13 protein-coding genes are annotated in these 17,831 nt (G+C 69.1%); 7 read left to right on the forward strand and 6 right to left on the reverse strand.

Annotated features, from left to right (window positions below; all coding sequences use genetic code 11):
• The first annotated feature begins 18 nt into the window (after positions 1-18).
• From tssM to DQG15_RS16705, 4 genes are all read left to right on the forward strand, one after another.
• A complete protein-coding gene (tssM, locus tag DQG15_RS16690; protein ID WP_116087304.1) occupies positions 19-3,609 on the forward strand; it encodes a type VI secretion system membrane subunit TssM in 3,591 nt (1,196 codons plus the stop codon).
• On the forward strand, positions 3,609-4,847 hold the full coding sequence (tagF, locus tag DQG15_RS16695; protein ID WP_116087306.1) for a type VI secretion system-associated protein TagF: 1,239 nt from the start codon (positions 3,609-3,611) through the stop codon (positions 4,845-4,847). The genes tssM and tagF overlap by 1 nt, the downstream gene beginning before the upstream one ends.
• Before the next feature lie 98 nt (positions 4,848-4,945).
• On the forward strand, positions 4,946-5,725 hold the full coding sequence (locus DQG15_RS16700) for a PP2C family serine/threonine-protein phosphatase (RefSeq protein ID WP_116087309.1): 780 nt from the start codon (positions 4,946-4,948) through the stop codon (positions 5,723-5,725).
• Positions 5,726-5,729: 4 nt separating this feature from the next.
• On the forward strand, positions 5,730-8,009 hold the full coding sequence (locus tag DQG15_RS16705) for a serine/threonine-protein kinase (RefSeq protein ID WP_116087311.1): 2,280 nt from the start codon (positions 5,730-5,732) through the stop codon (positions 8,007-8,009).
• A gap of 128 nt (positions 8,010-8,137) precedes the next feature.
• Here DQG15_RS16705 and DQG15_RS16710 read toward each other — a convergent pair whose 3' ends face one another.
• The 6 genes from DQG15_RS16710 to DQG15_RS16735 form a co-directional block, all read right to left on the reverse strand.
• The gene (locus DQG15_RS16710; RefSeq protein ID WP_116087313.1) at positions 8,138-10,264 is read right to left on the reverse strand and encodes a hypothetical protein; all 2,127 of its coding nucleotides are present in this window, start codon (positions 10,262-10,264) and stop codon (positions 8,138-8,140) included.
• Positions 10,261-10,674 (reverse strand): biopolymer transporter ExbD, encoded by a 414-nt coding sequence (locus DQG15_RS16715; RefSeq protein ID WP_116087315.1) that lies wholly within the window; start codon positions 10,672-10,674, stop codon positions 10,261-10,263. The genes DQG15_RS16710 and DQG15_RS16715 overlap by 4 nt, the downstream gene beginning before the upstream one ends.
• A gap of 4 nt (positions 10,675-10,678) precedes the next feature.
• Positions 10,679-11,140 carry a biopolymer transporter ExbD gene (locus tag DQG15_RS16720; RefSeq protein WP_116087317.1) on the reverse strand — a complete coding sequence of 154 codons (462 nt, stop codon included), beginning with the start codon at positions 11,138-11,140 and terminating at the stop codon, positions 10,679-10,681.
• A 4-nt stretch (positions 11,141-11,144) separates the two neighbouring features.
• The gene (locus DQG15_RS16725) at positions 11,145-11,789 is read right to left on the reverse strand and encodes a MotA/TolQ/ExbB proton channel family protein (RefSeq protein WP_116087319.1); all 645 of its coding nucleotides are present in this window, start codon (positions 11,787-11,789) and stop codon (positions 11,145-11,147) included.
• Between the two features lie 125 nt (positions 11,790-11,914).
• Positions 11,915-12,343: a hypothetical protein gene (locus tag DQG15_RS16730; RefSeq protein ID WP_232830902.1), complete on the reverse strand. Its 429-nt coding sequence runs from the start codon at positions 12,341-12,343 to the stop codon at positions 11,915-11,917.
• A 115-nt stretch (positions 12,344-12,458) separates the two neighbouring features.
• Positions 12,459-12,734: a hypothetical protein gene (locus DQG15_RS16735; protein ID WP_116087321.1), complete on the reverse strand. Its 276-nt coding sequence runs from the start codon at positions 12,732-12,734 to the stop codon at positions 12,459-12,461.
• A gap of 108 nt (positions 12,735-12,842) precedes the next feature.
• On the opposite strand from DQG15_RS16735, the gene DQG15_RS16740 reads away from it, so the two are divergent.
• The 3 genes from DQG15_RS16740 (at position 12,843) to DQG15_RS16750 (ending at position 17,813) form a co-directional block, all read left to right on the forward strand.
• On the forward strand, positions 12,843-13,268 hold the full coding sequence (locus DQG15_RS16740) for a DUF1036 domain-containing protein (RefSeq protein WP_232830903.1): 426 nt from the start codon (positions 12,843-12,845) through the stop codon (positions 13,266-13,268).
• Positions 13,269-13,413: 145 nt separating this feature from the next.
• On the forward strand, positions 13,414-15,324 hold the full coding sequence (locus DQG15_RS16745) for a caspase family protein (protein WP_116087323.1): 1,911 nt from the start codon (positions 13,414-13,416) through the stop codon (positions 15,322-15,324).
• A gap of 140 nt (positions 15,325-15,464) precedes the next feature.
• Positions 15,465-17,813 (forward strand): peptidoglycan DD-metalloendopeptidase family protein, encoded by a 2,349-nt coding sequence (locus DQG15_RS16750; RefSeq protein WP_116087325.1) that lies wholly within the window; start codon positions 15,465-15,467, stop codon positions 17,811-17,813.
• The last annotated feature ends 18 nt before the right edge of the window (positions 17,814-17,831 follow it).

Below are 17,831 nucleotides of genomic sequence, written 5' to 3' on the forward strand. Positions count from 1 at the left end.
TCGAGGAGAGAAACAGGTATGGTCAAGAAGATCCTGCTCGGAACGATTATCGTCCTCGCCCTGGTGCTCTGGGCGATCATGGTGTGGTTCGCCTTTCCGCTCGTGGGCTTCGGCGAGACGCGGCCCTTCGATCCCGTCTGGGTGCGCGTCGCTCTGATCGCGGCGGTCTGGGTCACGGTCGGGATCGTCTATCTCGTCAAGTTCATCCGCCGCCGCCGCGCCGCGAAGGCGCTGGAAGAGGCGATGACCGAGCCGCAGGTGTCCGACGATGGCGAGGTGCTGTCCGAGAAGATGGGCGAGGCCCTGTCCGTCCTGAAGCAGTCCTCCGGCTCAAAGTCGTACCTCTACGAACTGCCGTGGTACGTCATCATCGGCCCGCCCGGCGCCGGCAAGACGACTGCGCTGCTGAATTCCGGCATCAAGTTCCCCCTCGCGGAGAAGGGGGAGGGCGCCGTCGCGGGGGTCGGCGGCACGCGGTACTGCGACTGGTGGTTCTCGGAGGAAGCGGTCCTGATCGACACCGCCGGCCGCTACACCACGCAGGACAGCGATGCCGAGGCGGACAAGGAGAGCTGGTTCTCCTTCCTCAAGCTGCTGAAGACCCACCGTGCCAACCAGCCGATCAACGGCGTCATCCTCGCCATCTCGCTACAGGAGATCATGACCGGCACGCCGGCGGAGCTTGACGCCCATGCCGAGACGATCCGCCAGCGCCTGATCGAGCTGAACGAGCAGCTCAAGGTCGATTTCCCGGTCTATGTCCTCTTCACCAAGGCGGACCTCATCTCCGGGTTCATGGAGTATTTCGGCTCCTTCTCGCAGTCCCGCCGTCAGAAGGTCTGGGGTCACACCTTCCAGACATCCTCCAAGAAGGAACCGACCGTCGAGCAGTTCGGGAGCGAGTACGACGCGCTCGTGGGACGCCTCTCGGAGGAGGTAACGGACCGCCTCCAGGAAGAGCCCGACGGCGTGAACCGGATCGCGATCTTCGGGTTCCCGGGACAGGTCGCGATGCTTCGTGACCGCCTGTCGAGCTTCATGACCGGCATCTTCGGCCATACCCGCTACAAGGTGAACGCGAACCTCCGCGGGTTCTACTTCACCTCGGGCACCCAGGAAGGCACGCCGATCGACCAGGTCCTCGGGGCGATGGACCGCTCCTTCGGCGGTGCGGCCGCCGCCGCCGGCATGGGCGGGCGGGGCAAGTCGTTCTTCCTTCACGACCTTCTGCGGCGCGTCATCTTCTCGGAGGCGGGCTGGGTCTCCACCGATCGGCGCGCGGTGATGCGCGCGCGCGTCCTGAGGTACGGCGCCTACGGCGCGATCACCGCCGCGAGCGTGGCGCTCCTTGGGCTGTGGGGCTGGTCCTTCTGGCAGAACCGGGAGCTCGTGCGCACCGCGGAGGCGGCGCTGGCCGACTACGAGCTGGCCGCGCAGGAGGAACTTCAATCGGCCGAGGTGTCCGATCCCGACCTTCTGAACGTCGTCGCCTATCTCGACATGCTCCGGTCCATGCCGACGGGCTATGTCGATGCCGAGGAGGACGCCGCCCTCACCGAGCGTTTCGGCCTGTCCCAGCGGGAGAGACTCGAAAGCGCCTCCCGCACGACCTACAGGCAGGCGCTGGAGCGAATGTTCCGCTCGCGCCTGATCCTGAGGCTCGAACAGCAGCTTCAGCAGTTCATCCGCGAAGGCGAGGTGCTGGCGACCTACGAGACGTTGAAGGTCTACAAGCTTCTGGGCGATGCCGCGCCCAAATCGGACGATCAGGTGATCCTCGCCTGGTTCCGGGAGGACTGGCGCTCGGACCTGTATCCCGGTCCGCAGAACGCCGACAACCGCGCTTCCCTCGAGGCGCATCTCGTCGCGATGCTCGAACTCGACGCTGCACAGGAGCCGAGCTTCGAGCTGAACGGCGCCCTGATCGACCAGGCCGAGCGGATGCTGGCGCGGATGAACGTGGCCGACCAGGCCTATTCCCTGATCCAGGCCTCCGTGCAGTTCACGCCGATCGAACCCTTCTCGGTCGAGAACCGCTCCGGGCGGGACGCCGAACTCGTCTTCGAGACGGTGAACGGCGAGGCGCTCGACGAACAGGTGATCCCCGCGCTCTACACCTATGCCGGGTTCCACGACTTCTTCCTGCCGCAACTCGGTGAGATCGCGGACCGGATCCTCGATGAACGCTGGGTGATGGGGGAGTATGCGGAAGCCGCCGATATCGAGGACCAGATCGGCCAGATCGGTCCCATCCTGATCGATCGCTATACCGATGACTGGATCCGCGAATGGGAAGCGGTGCTCGGCAACATCAAGCTGCGGCCCATGGCAGCGGACAGCCCGGCCTATCAGGCGCTCGCGGCCGCGTCGGCAGCGCGCACCTCTCCGATCCTTTTGCTCACGCAGGAGGTCGGCGCCGAAACGCGGCTGACGTCGGAATTCGAAGGGGATGACGGCGGCGGGCCGGCGATCGATGCCGGGGCAGCCGGGGAAGCGGCTGGAGAGGTCGGCGCCCTCGTCGCACAGGAGACGATCAGGCGGCAGAACTACTATGCCCGGATCGGCCTCGAGGCGGTCTTCGACAAGAGCCAGGCCCGCGTCGGTCCGGGCAGCTCGGCCGGCAGTGCCCGCCGCCTTCCGGGGGCCGAGATCGAGGCCTATTTCGCCGATTGGCATGACCTGACCGAAGGCGCGCCCGGTCAGCGGCGCATCGATCTGCTCCTCGCCACGCTCAACGACATGCAGCGCAGCCTCATCCTCGCGGTGGACTTCCCGAACCAGGCCGCGGCCCAGATGCCGGCGCAGATCGGCGCCCTGAAGCAGGCCGCGTCCCGCCTGCCCGACGCGCTGGCGCGGATGACCTCGGAGGCGATCGACGATTTCGAGGGGGACGCGGCCAATACCGACATCGCTCGACTGAACGAGGCGCTCAATTCCTCCGTCACGCAAGCCTGCGAGGCGATCGTCGGCAATCGCTACCCCTTCGCGCGGGACAGTGCGCGGGACGTGCCCATGGCCGAGTTCGCCCGGCTCTTCGCCCCGAACGGCGTGATGGACCGGTTCTTCCTGCAGGAGCTGTCACCCTATGCCGATCTGGGGGAGGGAGAGTGGCGCTGGAAGGACGAGGGGCCGCTCGCCGGCAAGCTCTCCGCGGCGACGCTCAAGCAGTTCGAGCGCGCCGCCGCGATCAGGGACGCCTACTTCCCCACCGGGGGCGGCGTTCCGAGCGTCGACATGACGATCAACCCCGTCTCGATGCACAACCGCATCGAAAGCGCGGTGCTTCAGATCAACGGCCAGATCGTGACGACCCGGCCGCGCGGCAACACCCCGGCGAACATCAATTGGCCGGGCTCGATGGGCGGCGGCAATGTCAGCCTTCAGTTCACCCCCGAGATGCGGGGTCGGGAGAGCCAGATGTCCCTGAACGGCGCGTGGGCGTTCCTGCGCTTCATCAATGACGGAAGCCCGAACGTGTCGGGAACCGAGATGCAGGTGCGGTACGTCGTGGGTGGGCGCAACATCGCCTACCGGATCGACGTCGCCGCGTCGGAAAACCCCTTCTTCTTGCGGGAGCTCAGCGAGTTTTCCTGCCCGAACGGCCTCTGATGGCCGCGCGCATCGGCCTCTTCGGGAAGCTGCCCTCAAGGGGGGACTTCGTCGCCCGCGCAGTGCCCGCCGAGATCCTTCAGCACTGGGAGGGCTGGCTCGAACGGTCCGTCGCCGGGGCGAAGGCGGAGCTTGGCGAGGCGTGGCAGGAGACATGGGACGCCGCTCCGGTCTGGCGATTCTGGATCGGCGAGATGGTGTTCGGCCATCCGATCGCAGGCGTGCTCGCGCCATCGCGCGACAAGGTCGGACGCCGCTTCCCTCTCACGCTCTTCATTTCGGGGGCCGGGCCGCGCCATCCGGCGCCGCCGCTTGCCGATGACGGCACGACGCCGGCCTGGTACGACACCCTCGAACGCGCGGCTCTGCAGGCGGGCGGACCCGGCTTCGACGGCGACGTGGACGCGATGGTCCAGCGCATTCCGCTGCCCGACTGCGCCGTTCAGGCTCAGCCGGAAGACCGACGCTTCGCATTCTTCGCCTACGGGGAAAGCGGCCTGCCGCAGCTCATGGAGGACGTGCGCGCTCACGACCATCAGCTTGCCTCCGCGGTGCGGACCTATTGGTGGACCGCCGGAAACGACCGTGTCGGCCCTGCCATGATCGCGCAGACCGGGATGCCGGACGGCGCGGCGCTCGGCGCCATGCTCACCGGGTTCGGACCGCCCGCCGAGGCGCCGCCTCCGCCGCCCGTGACGCCGCCGCCGCCCGTGCCGCCCGCTGACTGGAACGGCGGTTCGGCGGATGCGTGGTCCGCGCCGCCGCCGCCGATGGAGCCCGAGCCGATGCCGCGGCCGGGCTCGGAGGCGAGCCCTGACGGCACTCCCGCAGAGGCCGAAAACCCCTTCGCCGCCGGAACGTGGGACGTGCCTGCGTCAACGAAGTCAGGCGACGCGGCTTCGGATGACATGCCGCGCGGGGCGTCGGAGCGCGAGGGCGACCTGGACCTGCCGCCGCGCGGGATCGAGTCCACGCCCGAGGGAAAGGACCCTCTCGAGGCAAGCGATGACACCGGTCCCCGCTCCGACGAGCGTGGGGAGCCGCATGAGCCGCGGTCCGAAACGGCTGCCTCTCCGGCAGATCCCGACCCTGCGGAGGATCCGGGCGGGGCTGCGCCCACGGAGGCGCCGACAGCAGATGACGAGAGCCCGTTCCCAGGGCAGGGGGAACCCGCCCGCCCGGGCTTCCGCGGGATCTTCGGGCTTGGCGTGAAGGGACACCGACGGGATGAGACCTGACCTACGATCTTCCACGTCTCTCACCCCGAGCGTTGACGGCAAACTTACCCGTCGTCATGTTTCTGTAATCATTCGCGGGATTTTTTCGGACCAAATTCATGATCGGTAAGACATTCAGGTTCGAGACGGGGGCGGTGAGCCATACCGGACTCGCCCGTGATCACAACGAGGACCGGTTCCTGGCAGAGCCCGCGAGCGGCCTCTGGCTGGTGGCGGACGGCATGGGCGGGCACGAGGGCGGCGAATTCGCGTCCGGCGCCATCGTGGATCACCTGAGCTCGGTCGGCCGGCCGACCTCGGCGCCGGACCTGCAGGCGCGCTTCGTCGAGCGGATCGCACGCGCCAACGAGCAGATCGTGCACCGCGCGGAGGAGAAGGGCGCCACCATCGGCTCCACGGTCGTGGCCCTGCTCGCCTACGAGCAGCACTTCGCCTGCGTCTGGTCCGGGGACAGCCGCATCTACCAGATTCGCGAAGGGCAGCTCGCCCAGCTCAGCCGCGACCACACCGAAGCCAACGAGCTTCTCGACCGCGGCGCCATCACCGCCGCGGAAGCTGAGAACTGGCCCCGGAAGAACGTCATCACCCGAGCCATCGGCGTCGGCGCCGAGGTGAACCTCGATCACAGATACGGCACGCTCCGAAACCGGGACACCTTCGTCCTCTGCTCCGATGGTCTCACCGCTCATGTCGGGGACTCCGAGATCCTTGACATTGCCCGGAAAAATCAGCCTCAAACGGCATGCGAGATGCTGCTCGATCTGACGATGCAGCGCGGCGCGACCGACAATACGACCGTTCTGGTGATCAGGGCCTTCGACAAGACCGAAGTGACCCCCGTAGGCAACATGTTCGATATGCCCGAGGAAGGAGCCTGACCCGATGACAGCGGGCAGCGACGACGAGAGCGGTGTTCCCCCCGAGGGCGGCGGCAGCCGGCCTCCGATGAGCACACCGCCCGCCTCGGAGGGCAGACCCCGGCAAGTCAGCTCCGGCGGGACCGAGCGCACCTCCGCCGCGGCAGGTGTCGAGATCGGCACGAAGATCATGGGCACCTTCGAGATCACCGAGCACATCGCCACCGGCGGGATGGGCGAGGTGTATCGCGGCGTGAACATCCACACCGGCGAGCCGGTCGCGATCAAGATCGTCCTGGCTGCGCTCGCGCATGACGAGAAGATCCTGTCGCTCTTCCAGAAGGAAGCGACGGTCCTCGGCCGGCTGCACCACGACGCGATCGTCCGGTATCAGCTTTTCACCGTCGATCCCGGCATCCAGCGGGCCTGCCTCGTGATGGAGTTCGTCGAGGGCCACTCCCTCGGCGACTACATGGAGAACGGCCCGATCCCGCTTCAGGACGTCGTCGTGATGCTCCGCCGGCTTACGGGAGGCCTGCAGAAGGCGCACGACCTCGGCGTCGTCCACCGCGATCTGAGCCCGGACAACATCATCATTCAGGACGGCACGGTCACCCATGCCAAGCTGATCGATTTCGGCATCGCGAAGTCGGAGAATTTCGGCGGCGGAACGCTTCTCGGCGGGCAGTTCGCGGGCAAGTACGGCTACGTGTCCCCCGAGCAACTCGGCCGGTTCAAGGGTGTGGTGACGGGCCGGTCGGACATCTATTCCCTCGGTCTCGTCATCGCGGGGGCCTGCGCCGGACGCCCGCTCGACATGGGCGACAGCCCGGCCGATGCGGTCGAGAAGCGCCTCGCGGTGCCGGATCTGTCGCATGTCTATCCCGAGCTGCGGCCGCTCGTGGAGCGGATGCTCCAGCCGACGCCCGACGACCGCCCAGAGAGCATGGCGCAGGTGCTCGACTATCTCGATCACCCGGACAAGCTCGCCGCCAGCGCGCCCGCGTTGGCAGCGGGGGAGGCGCCCGCCGCTCACGCCGCTCCCGAGCGCACCGTGATCGCGGCGCCCTTCGCGAGCCAGTCGGATCTCAGCCAGCCCCCGGCCTTCGGCTTCACCGCCCCGCCGCAATCGCGGACGCCAGAGCACTCGCAGCCGCCGCACTCGATCCCGCCCGGATCCGTTCCGCCCGAGGGCGCGCCGAGCGAGAGCGACAGCCCCTTCGGCGCCAGTACCGCGCCGCCCCCCGCGGCCCAGCAGACCGCGCCGCCGCAGGCGGGCGCGCCGGACAAGTCCGGCAGCAAGGGCGCCCTCATCGGCGGCCTCGTCGCGCTCATCCTGATCGGCGGCGGCGCCGGCGCGTATTTCGCCGGCGTCTTCGGCACGGCCGAGCTTCCCGAGGAGCTCGTCGCGTCGGGGGAGAGCACGGCCGATGCGCCGCCGGACGCGCAGGCGGACGCGCAGGATGCGCCGGAACTGGCCGCACTCGATCCCGAGCCGGAGACCCCCCCGGAGGAGAGCCCCACCGCTGCGGAAGGGCCGGACGAGGTCGCTACACTCGAGCCCGAAACCCAGCCCGAGCCGGATGCGGAGATGGAGGCGGCCCCCGAGCCAGAACCCGCCCCCGAGGCCGAGATGGAGCCCGCCGAGCCCCTCTCCCCGATCGCCCGCGTCGCCAGTCAGATGGAATGGGTGGCGGAGTACGAACTGCCCTCCTGCTCCTTCGCAACCGTGCGCTCCGCCACGACGGACAGCTTCGATATCGAGGCCTACGGCACCACCGCCGCGCCCTTCGTTCGCCTTCTGACCGATTTCGAGACCGAGTACGGCTTCGAGCCGGATATCGGCGTTCGGCAGGTGAACGACAGCCAGTGCTCCGTCGTCGGGTTCATGAAGGACAATACTGGCGGCTCCGAGGTCTCCCCCACGCTCACGCTGGACAAGGATGTGCTGACCTCCGGCGAGGCGATCCGCGGGCGCATCGACCAGATCAACGGCCGCCCGCTCTACCTGATGCTGGTGGACGCACAGGGCGGCACCTACGATCTGACTTCCCGCCTCCGGGACCAGCCGGACGGCACCTCGACCTTCGCCATCGCGCTCAGGCCGAACTCCCTGACCAGCGACGACGGGATCGTGCCGCAGCTCATCGTCGCCATCGCCACCCCGACCGAGCTTGCGACGACCGCGTCGGCCCCCTCCGGCACCTCCGCCAGCATCCTGATGCGGCTGCTGCAGGAGGAACTCGATCGCAAGGGCGAGACCGCCTCCGTCGCGCCCGGGTACTTCAGGTTCGATCTGGAGTAACGCCCTTTGAAGAGCGGGCCGCGTCCGGCAGAAGGGCACGGCCCCGCGCGGGCAGTGCGGGGCTCGCCCGGCTTGGGTCGCACCGGGGGCGTGCTTCGGCGCGGCGTGCCTACTGCCGGGCGCCCCTCTCAGTCCGGCAGGCGTACCGTGAAGCCGACGAGCGCCGCGTCCAGATCGAGCGCCTTCTGGTTCATCTCCTGCTCCAGTCGGCCGAAGAAGCGTGGGGCGTTCGCGCCGTTCAGGGACCGGACGGTTTCCAGGGGGCCCGGGGAGGTCAGCGCCATGAGAAGCTGTTCGGTCTCCACGTCTCCCCCCGTCAGGTTCATGCCGATGGCGATTTCGTGCTGGCCGAGGCGCGAGCTGACGTAATCGTCCAGCACCTGCACCATTCCCTCGTCGTCGATCAGCAAGAGGTGCACGTTCCGCCCGCCGGTATTCCGGATCGCCGCTTCGAGCTGGTCCCCCGAGACGATGTTGCGTTCCGCGATGTCGATGTAGACGCCGAATTCGGGATAGCGACCGACATGGGTGACGAAGCGCAGGGCGGCGCACTGGCTGTCCGTCACCCGGCGCAGGAACGTTCCGGGCGCGATCCCGGCGGCCGCCTCGAGCCCCGTCCGGAAGCTGTCCAGCCCCGCATCCGTCTCGCCGAACGCATCGAGCGTCAGCGTGCCGGTCTCTTCCCCGAGGACGGGCAGCGCGGCGAAGCAGGTCGAGGGGGCCTCGAACTCCCTCAGATAGGTCAGCATCGCGGCGTAGCGGACCCGCTCGCTCTCGTCGATCACGCCGTCATTGGGCGCGGGGGCGGCGAGGGTGCCCGCCGGCGCCTCGCCCTCGTCCCCCGGCTCGGGCTCCGGCAGGGCAGAGAGGCGCGATGCGCCGCTGCCGGAGCTGGTCGTCGCCGGTGCGGCGGATGGGGTCTCGGGCAGGGCGGCCAGCCGCCGGGGGCCATCGCCGGAGGGTGCCGCTGCGCTCGAACCATGAGCGAGGCGCGTCGGCGCGGCGCCCTCCGGCGTGGCCGTGACGCGAGCGCCGCTCACGACGGGTGAAACGGTCGCGCTGCTGGCGGAGGTGGAGCTGCCGGGGCTGCGCGGGGCGCCTTCCGAGGAGGCTGCGAGGCGGGCAGGGGCGGTCGAGGTGGGCGCCGGGGCCGTCGCTCCGGATCCGGACGGCGCTGGCGCGGTTCGATCGGGAAGGGCGCCGAGGCGCGTCGGGCCGGGCGATGCGGGAGCGCTGGTTGCGGGCTCGTCCGGGAGGGCCGCGAGGCGCGCAGGTTCGCCCGCCGTTGCGCCCGCCCGCTCGGTGGCCACGGTCAGGCCCGTGGACGGCCGGGTCGCGGGGGGAGACGCCGGTGCGTCCGGCAAGGCGGCGATCCGGGGCGCGGGGGCGGCACTCGACCGAAGAGGAACCGCTTCGGGGACGGCAGGAGACGCCGAGGGCAGGGGTGTCCCGCTCAGCCGCTCCGCCTCCGTCTCGCGCAGGGCATCCGCCCCGGTTCCGGCCAGCGCCTGCTCCTCGGTGCGGACAGCTAGGCGGGCGGGGTCGGTGGTCGGGGCCGTCTCCGGCGCGGTGAGGCTCGCCAGCTCGTCGGGCGCCGTGTCCGGACGGTCGGCCTCGGCCTGCGCCGCTGTGTCTGCCGCGTCCTGCCCCGCCATGCGCTCGGCGATGGTCCCCTCCACCGTCTCTCCCCCGGTGGCCGCGAGGCCCTGGTTCGGATCGTCCGGCAAGGCCGCGAGCCGCTCCGCCTCCGCGGCCTCCGCGTTCTCGATCTCTGCCCTCTGGGCGGCGCCCGCATCGGTCGTCTCTTCCAGCCGGCCATCTCCTTCGCTCGCTTCGGCACGTTCCCCCTCGACGTCCGGGGTGAGGGAGGTATCGCGCCGGGCTTCCTCGGCACGGTCGGGGTCGAGCGCGGCCATTCTCGTCCCGCCCTCCGCCTCTGCCAGGCGCTCCGTCCGGGCCTCCGCCGCGGCCACGCTCTCCGCTGCGGCGGCCCGCTCGGTCTCGGCGGAGGCGAGGCTGGCGCGTTCGGGGGCCGCGACCGCCTCGGAGGCGGGCGCCGCCGTGGTCACGGCACCGCCAGACAGGTCCATCATCTCGATGACGAGGTCGGCCTCCGGCGTCATGTCCTCCCGCTCGGGCATCCTCGGGGCGATCTGGATCAGCAGGCCCGCATGGATCGCCACGGCGACCAGTGCCGCCCCGGCCCAGAGCGCGCGGTCGCTGCCGTCTGCACGAAGGTCGATCCCGCCGCTCACTCCACCACCTCGACGCCCGATTTCAGCGTCACGAGGCGGAGCGGCCGACCGGAGGGGGCGAGCGCGTCCACGGTCTCGAGCAGAAGGTCCGCCGGCAAATCCCGGCCGGCGAGGATGTTGAGCGCGGTGTCGGGCTCCAGCGGCTCGAGTGCGGCCAGAAGACCCGGCACGCCGACCTCGTCACCGTCGAGCACCCAGCTCCCGTCGTCCCTGAGCAGCAGGAGGGGGCGGGGCAGGCGGTCGAGCGGGAGTTCCTGCGTCTCGGGAAGCTGCACGACCATCTCGTCGGTTTCCACGATCGTTCCCACGACGAGGAAGAACAGCACGAGAAGCAGCACGATGTTCACCTGCGCGAGGCCGAACTCCGGCGGTGTCCTGCGGCGCGGCGGGGAGAGGCGGGAACCCTGCATCACCTCAGCCCCGCGAGGGCCGGCCGATCAGCCGGATGCGGGTGAGGCCGGCGGCGCGCACGGTTTCGAGCACGGTCACGACGTCCTGCGTCGTCGCGCGGGCATCGGTGAAGAGGATCAGGTCCTCCGCCCCTGCCGCCTGCAGCTGGGCGACGCGCAGGGGCAGCATGTCATGGAGCACCACGTCCCGCCCGATCCGCACGTTGCCCTCGCCGATGGTCCAGATCGCAGGGCCTGTCTCGCTGGCGGAGGGGGGAGCGTTCTGGTCCGCCGCGGCCTGCTCCGCCGGGGTCGCCCGTGCGCCTCCGAGGGGCAGAAGGGCGTAGGGGGCCAGCGAGGTGGACAGCATGAAGAAGATCAGAAGCTGGAACATGACGTCCGCCAGCGGGGTCAGCGCGAAGCTTCTCTTCGGCCCGCCGCGCGGGTCCGGGATGCTGACGGGGACGGACGACGGCCCGGCGGCCATCGTCTCAGAACCGGGTGCCGGGGCGCGTCTCGACCCGCCCGTTCAGCATCGTGGAGATCATGCGCTCCAGCGCCTCCCGCTCCCGTCCGATGCGCCCTTCGAGCCAGATCGAGACGAAGTAGAAGAAGATCGCGATGGCAAGGCCGATTGCGGTGGTGATGAGCGCGGTCCAGATGCCGCCGGCGAGGACGGAGGGATCGACGGCGCCTGCGGCCTGGCTGAGCCGCCCGAAGGCCTCGATCATGCCGACGACGGTGCCGAGAAGGCCCAGCATCGGCGCGGCCTGGACCGTGGCGTCGATGGCCGGCATGCGGCGGGCCATGAGGGCGAGCTCGTCAAGGGCGGTCTGCGTCGCCAGCTCCCGCGCGTAGACCTTGTCATTGGGCTGGGCCCGGAGACCGGAGAGCACCGCGAAGAGGACCCGCACGCCGGCACTGTCACGCTTGCCGGCGAGGTCGAGTGCTCCCTCGCCATCCCCCGACAGCCAGCGCTCGACGATCTGCTGTGCCCGCTTGCGGCGCCCCACGCCGAGACGGACGAACTGGACGATCTTGTAGAGCGTGACCGTCAGCGCGACGACGGAGATCGCCGCAAGGAGGGCCATCACGACGATTGCGTAGGAGTTGAGCTGCGGGAGGACGGACGACATGGCGGGGCGGGATCCCTTCGTCGCCCCGCGCGCCGGCCGCGGTGGCGGCGCCGGTCAGTGGCGGGGCGTCAGGCTGCGGACCGGGCGATGGAGGCGCCGTGCCCCCGTCGCCCGAGAGCCTGGGTTCAGATGCCGAACTGGATGTCGGAGCGGCTGGAGGTCACGAGAGCCTCCATGCAGTCGGGCGCGTCGCCTTCGACGGCTGTGCACTCGGCCACGTTGTTCACCAGGAGGCGGGAGATGTTCTCGCAGGGCTGATCGGCGAGATCGAAGCGAACGACCTTGGTCTTCCCGGCGGGAAGTTCCCCGAATTCGAGGACGAGAAGCTGCGTCACGCCGCCTTCCTGATCGAAGACGGCAACCTCGTAGGAGGTGGTCGACAGGTCAGAGCCGGTGTTGTTCGTCGCGACGTAGGTCAGGCGGCACCCGCCGTCGATCGCTTGCGCATTGTTCAGTTCGAGACCGAAATTGCCGCCGGCCTGCGCCGTTGCGGTGCCGGCAAGGCCAAAGGCCGTGACGGCGCTGAGCGCCGCTGCACAAAGAGTTCTCAGCATGTGTCTATTGCCCCACAGAAGAATAATTCGTCCACGGGTAAAGTGCTAGCATGAGTCGCCCCAGCGTCAAAGCCTTGGCGTGGGGACGGAGCCGGTCTCGCCCGGGCCGGGCGGTTCAGCGGAAGACGCCGGTGGACCAGCTGAGGGGACGGATGACGACGCCGCTGCGGTCGCGGACCGCTTCGGTCGTGCGCGAGATGCGCATCACGCGAACGGCGGGCTCACGCTCCTCATCGGTCTCGCGCTCTTCGCCGGCGCGGGCCACGGGCTCGTCCCTCGGGGTTTCGTTCAAGCCGGCGGATCTGGTTTCGACCCGTTCGGCGGCGATCTGCGCCACTGCGGCATTGGCGGACAATCCGGCGAGGGCGAGGCCGGCCAGCAAATATCTCATGACTTTCTCCATTCACTCGGGTTCGAATCCGGGGCAGAAAAGGGTGCGGGGGCGGTCCCGGTGCGACTGGATGATGACGCCGCCGCGCTCGCCCGAGGCTGAAATGCGATGAATTTTATGCCGTTCAAAATAGCATTCGCTGCCGTCGCGGCAATACTCGTGATGCCGGGCGCTCGCGCCGAGGCGCAGTTCGCCATCTGCAACCAGTCCTTCGACGTGGTGAACGTGGCCATCGGCCAGTCCGCCGGGCCGGACTTCGAGACCGAGGGCTGGTGGACCATCGGGACGAACCAGTGCGCCAACGTGATCAAGGACGAACTGCGCAACCGCTATATCTACGTCTATGCGGCAGATGTTTTCGGACAGCCGATCCTCGCCGGGACGACGCCGATGTGCCTCGGCGAGGCTCGGTTCGAGATCACAGGGATCGCCGAGTGCTGGTCCCGCGGCCATCGTGAGGCGCCCTTCTTCGAGGTGGACACCCAGGCCACGGAGCGCTGGACGCTCTTCCTCACGCAGCGGGGGCTCGACTGACGAAAAGGTTCCGCATGGATGGGGCGGCTTGCGTTCACATTTTGGCAAGGACCGAGCGCCATGTTGGAGAGGGACTATCCCGATGGGCGACGTTGCGGTAACCTGACGACATATTGAAGACCATCTCTTTTGGGGGCCTCAACCCATGCCCATAGCCTTGACCCATTTCGGACGCCGCTTCGGGACCCGTGCCTTGCGGGCCGCACCCCTCGTCTTTCTCGCCGCAGGCGCGGCGACGACCGCGGACGCCAAGCGCATGGCGCTCATCGTCGGCAACTCCGAGTACGAGCACGTCTATTCCCTGAACAATGCCACCAACGATGCCGTCGACATGGCCGACGCGCTGCGCCAGCTCGATTTCGAGGTGACTTTGCTGACCGATACCGGCGCGGCGGATTTCATGGAAAAGCTCGATGCCTTCGCCGCCGAGGCCGAGACCGCCGAAAGCACGCTCTTCTTCTTCTCCGGTCATGCCTTCCAGATGGACGGCGTGAACTACCTCGTGCCGTCCGACGCGGCCCTCACCTCCGCCGATGCGATCAAGACCGAGACGTGGCGCCTCGACACCATCATCGAGAAGCTCGAATCGCGGAATCGCCAGACGCTGGTTTTCCTCGATGCCTGCCGGAACAATCCGCTGCCGGAGGGCCAGCGCGCGACGTCGGGGGACGGTCTCGCCAAGCTCACCACGGGCTCCGGCACCTTCGTCGCCTACGCCACGCAGCCCAACAACGTCACCTCGGACGGAACGGGGGAGAACTCTCCCTTCACCGATTCGCTGCTGAAACACGTCTCGACGCCGGGGATCTCGATCTCCGACATGATGATCCAGGTCCGCAACGACGTCGAGGAGGCGACCTTCGGGCGTCAGACACCCTGGGACCAGTCCAGCTTGCGGGCGCAGTTCTATTTCCAGCCGGTGCAGGAAACGGTGCCGGAGCTGACCGATGCCGACATCGAGATGATCGCCCTGCTCGACCCCGACACCGCGCGACGCCTTCTGGCCGCGCTCGGCGCGACGGGGGTGAACGTGGGGATCGAGATCGTGGACGTGGAAGAGGTGGAAGAGCCCCAGATCCAGTTCGCCTCCGCCGAGCCCGGCTTCTTCATCGACGATCCCGACGCGCCGGCGCCCGAGCCGGGCTTCGCGATACTCGACGTCACGGACGCGCCGGCGACTGCCACTGAATCCGCAAGTGCCTCCACCGATTTCGCCTCCCTCGCACCCGGCGGTGGGATGACCGTTCTGGGCGGCAAGGCGGAGCGGGCCCGCATGGCCGCCGCCGCATCCGCCTCGCAGGCCAAATCGGACCAGATCGCCAGCGCCGGCGCATCCGCCGCCGCGCGCGCCGGATCCGACGAGATCGCGAGTGCCGGGGCCGATGGCGCCGCCGGGACCGCTGGCAGTGCCAATTCGCTTGCCGCCTCCGGCGACGCCCTCGCCTCGGTCCTGCCCGAGGATCCAGCAGCCCGCGGCACCGCGTCCGGCATCCTCGACAACAATGCCCTGGTTCTCGCGGCCCTCGGTCCCAGCCGCTCCCTGGATCCGATCTTCGCTCCCAACGCCTCGATCCGCGGCGAGGAGGTGGACCCGGAGACGGCCGGCATCGACCTGCCCGCGCAGGAACTCGGCGGCCGTGAGCTGGCCGCCGCCGTGCAGACCGAGCTCGCCCGCCTCGGGTGCTACCGCGCGGCGGTGGACGGGGCGTTCGGCCGCCTCTCCGCCCTCGCGCTCACCCGCTATTACATCGCCCGCAAGACCGCGGTGGACGAGCTGAAGCCGACGAACGCGCTTCTGCATATCTTGCGATCTGAGTCCGAGGTTCTCTGCACCGGCGTCGTCGCACCCAAGACCACACAGGTCGCCGCCGCCGCTCCGAAGCGCAGCGCCGTCGTGCGCAAGGCCGCCCCTGAACCGGTCGTGCGGACGTCCGCCCCCGCCCGCAGCACCACGGGCACCAAGAAGGTCATCAAGCGCACGACGACGACGACGAACAGCCAGGGCCAGACCCAGCGCAAGGTCATCAAGCGGATGAACACCGGCGTTTTCCGCTAAGGTCCCATGAGCGGACGGCGCAGATCGCAGCGACCCTCACCGGCCTCGGGACATCCGGGCCGGCGCCGTCCGGGCCGGACAGGCCATGACCGCGTCCGCGGCGGGCCACCGCGAAGCGACCGGGGGGTGGCCCGGACGTGATGGATGAGGTCGATCCACGGTTTCGGGAGCACCGCAAGCGCGCGAAGGTCCGCAAGCGCCGCCGCGGCCTCGGCCGGCTGGTCCTTCCCGTGGGCGTCCCGCTCCTCGCGCTTGGCGTCGTCGGCGGAGGACTGGCGCTGACCTGGGATCAGTGGAGTTTCGGGTCGACGGACGTCCACGTGGAGGAGGACGAGCTGGACGTCGATCTCGTCGCGCTGGAGCAAGAGGTGGCGCAGACCTCCGCCGCCTTTGCCGCCGCCTTCATCGATCTTGCCGGCGATCCGATGCTGATCCGTCTCGCCGAGGATGGCGGCAGCTCGGCGACCCGGAACCTGCCCGTGCCGCAGGAGCTGGACGCCGCCCGCGTCGGCGCCGCGCTCGTCATGGTGAGCGACGTGATGGTGAGCCAGGAAGAGAGCTTCATCACCACGTTGCCCTCCAGCCAAGAAGACTTCGCATTCTTTCAGTCCCAACGCTTCAGCCCGCCCGGCGGCGATCCGATCCGCCCCGAGCTCGACGAAGGCGCAGCCGTTCAGGCCGCCGCGCAGAATGCCGCTGAAGCGCCGGGATCCCCCCTCTCCGCCGAGGAGACGGACTTCGACGAAGGCGGAGGCTGGGGCGAGAGTATCGACGATGCCGGTCGGGAGATCACCGAATTTACCGAGACCCGGATCGAGAACACCACGTCCGTCGCGTTCGTCAGGGACGAGGCGGAGAGGCAGGCGCTGAGCGAGGATATCTTCGTCCGGATCTCCGCGCCGCGCGGTCTCGCGGAGCTGATGGAGGACCGGGGCTTCGCCGAGGCGGAGGCGGCGGCCGTGTCGGAGGCGGCGCAGGCGCTCTGGGGTGTCGAGGAGCTGGCGAGCGGGCAGGTGGTGGCGCTGCGCGGCGTGCCCGGAGAGGGCGGCGGTCTCGGATTCGCGCAGCTCTCGCTCTACGACGAGGAAACCTATTTCGGCACACTCGCCCGCGCCGGTGACGGCGGGATCGTGGAGGGCTCGGATCCGTGGGTGGACGACGAGCTTTTCGACTACGCCGAGGGGCAGGAGGCGGAGGGCTCACTGGAGCAGAAGTACCGGATGCTGGACGCGTTCTACTCCACGGCGATCCGCAACCGCGTGCCCGCGGTCCTCGTCGGGGAGGCCATCGCGCTTCTGTCCAAGTCCCATGACCTCGATGCCTTCGCCAATCCGGGCGACCGCATGTCGATCCTCTATTCTCCCGAGCGGCTGGAGGAGGATACCGGGGCGGGCCAGATCCTCCACATCGCGATCCGGGGCGAGGATGTGGACGTGGAGTGCTTCGTCTATCGTACCGCTCCGGGGCAGGAGTATTCCTGCTACGACGCCGTGCCCCGTGCGGGCGGCGGGAGTGCGGGCGGCGGGATGGTGACGCCTGTGAAAGGGGTCCTGACCTCCCGGTTCGGGCCGCGCACGCATCCCGTCCTCGGTACCGTCCGCGTTCATAACGGCGTCGACTGGGCCGCGCCCACCGGCACCCCGATCCATGCCGCCTTCGCGGGCACGGTGTCCTACGCCGGGGACGGCGGCGGATACGGCAACGTCGTCAAGATCTCGCATCCGGGCGGCTTCGAGACCCGCTACGCGCACATGTCGAGGTTCGGCGTGCAGTCGGGGCAGGCGGTGAATGCCGGTGATGTCGTCGGCTATGTCGGTACGACCGGTCTGTCCACGGGACCGCACCTGCATTTCGAGCTCTACCTGTCGGGCAAGCCGATCGATCCCTTGAGCACCTCTGGGCCCGTTGCTGGCGGCGGCGGAGGCGGGGGCGCGGTGGAGGCGCTCGTGAACCAGATCATCCGCGTCGAGAGCGCCGGGAATGCCCGCGCGAAGAACAAGCTGTCGACGGCAACGGGCCTCGGTCAGTTCATCGAAAGCACGTGGATCCGCATGATGCAGACCTACCGCCCCGACCTTGTCGCCTCCCTCAGCCGCGCGGAGCTTCTGGACCTGCGGTTCGACCCGACCATCAGCCGGGAGATGGTGACCAACCTCGCGCGGGAGGGGGAAAGCTACCTGCGTGCGCGGGGGCATCACATCACGGCGGGACGCCTCTATCTCTGTCACTTCCTCGGCGCGGCCGGCGCGCATCAGGTCCTGTCCGCGCCCGACGATGCCGCGCTCGTCGCGGTGCTGGGGCAGCCGGTCATCGGCGCGAACCCTTTCCTCCGGGGCCGGAACGTGGCCTATGTGAAGGCATGGGCGGAGAAGAAGATGTCCGGCAGCGGAGCGCCCGTCGTGACGGCCTCGGCCCCCGTGGTCGCAAAGGAACCGGACGGTCTCGAGGACTTCCGGGCCGCGATCAAAACCGTGCTCACCGCCGGATGAAGCGACAGGAAAGATATC

The organism is Tropicimonas sp. IMCC34011 (assembly GCF_003390865.1).
GTDB lineage: Bacteria > Pseudomonadota > Alphaproteobacteria > Rhodobacterales > Rhodobacteraceae > Tropicimonas_B.

Excerpts from the sequence above, each read along its gene's own strand:
- DQG15_RS16725 (WP_116087319.1), bottom strand. The coding sequence starts at position 11,789 with ATGTCGTCCGTCCTCCCGCAGCTCAACTCCTACGCAATCGTCGTGATG.
- tssM (WP_116087304.1), top strand. The coding sequence starts at position 19 with ATGGTCAAGAAGATCCTGCTCGGAACGATTATCGTCCTCGCCCTGGTG.
- DQG15_RS16730 (WP_232830902.1), bottom strand. The coding sequence starts at position 12,343 with ATGCTGAGAACTCTTTGTGCAGCGGCGCTCAGCGCCGTCACGGCCTTT.
- DQG15_RS16715 (WP_116087315.1), bottom strand. The coding sequence starts at position 10,674 with ATGCAGGGTTCCCGCCTCTCCCCGCCGCGCCGCAGGACACCGCCGGAG.
- tagF (WP_116087306.1), top strand. The coding sequence starts at position 3,609 with ATGGCCGCGCGCATCGGCCTCTTCGGGAAGCTGCCCTCAAGGGGGGAC.
- DQG15_RS16740 (WP_232830903.1), top strand. The coding sequence starts at position 12,843 with ATGAATTTTATGCCGTTCAAAATAGCATTCGCTGCCGTCGCGGCAATA.
- DQG15_RS16750 (WP_116087325.1), top strand. The coding sequence starts at position 15,465 with ATGGATGAGGTCGATCCACGGTTTCGGGAGCACCGCAAGCGCGCGAAG.
- DQG15_RS16700 (WP_116087309.1), top strand. The coding sequence starts at position 4,946 with ATGATCGGTAAGACATTCAGGTTCGAGACGGGGGCGGTGAGCCATACC.
- DQG15_RS16720 (WP_116087317.1), bottom strand. The coding sequence starts at position 11,140 with ATGGCCGCCGGGCCGTCGTCCGTCCCCGTCAGCATCCCGGACCCGCGC.
- DQG15_RS16705 (WP_116087311.1), top strand. The coding sequence starts at position 5,730 with ATGACAGCGGGCAGCGACGACGAGAGCGGTGTTCCCCCCGAGGGCGGC.
- DQG15_RS16745 (WP_116087323.1), top strand. The coding sequence starts at position 13,414 with ATGCCCATAGCCTTGACCCATTTCGGACGCCGCTTCGGGACCCGTGCC.
- DQG15_RS16735 (WP_116087321.1), bottom strand. The coding sequence starts at position 12,734 with ATGAGATATTTGCTGGCCGGCCTCGCCCTCGCCGGATTGTCCGCCAAT.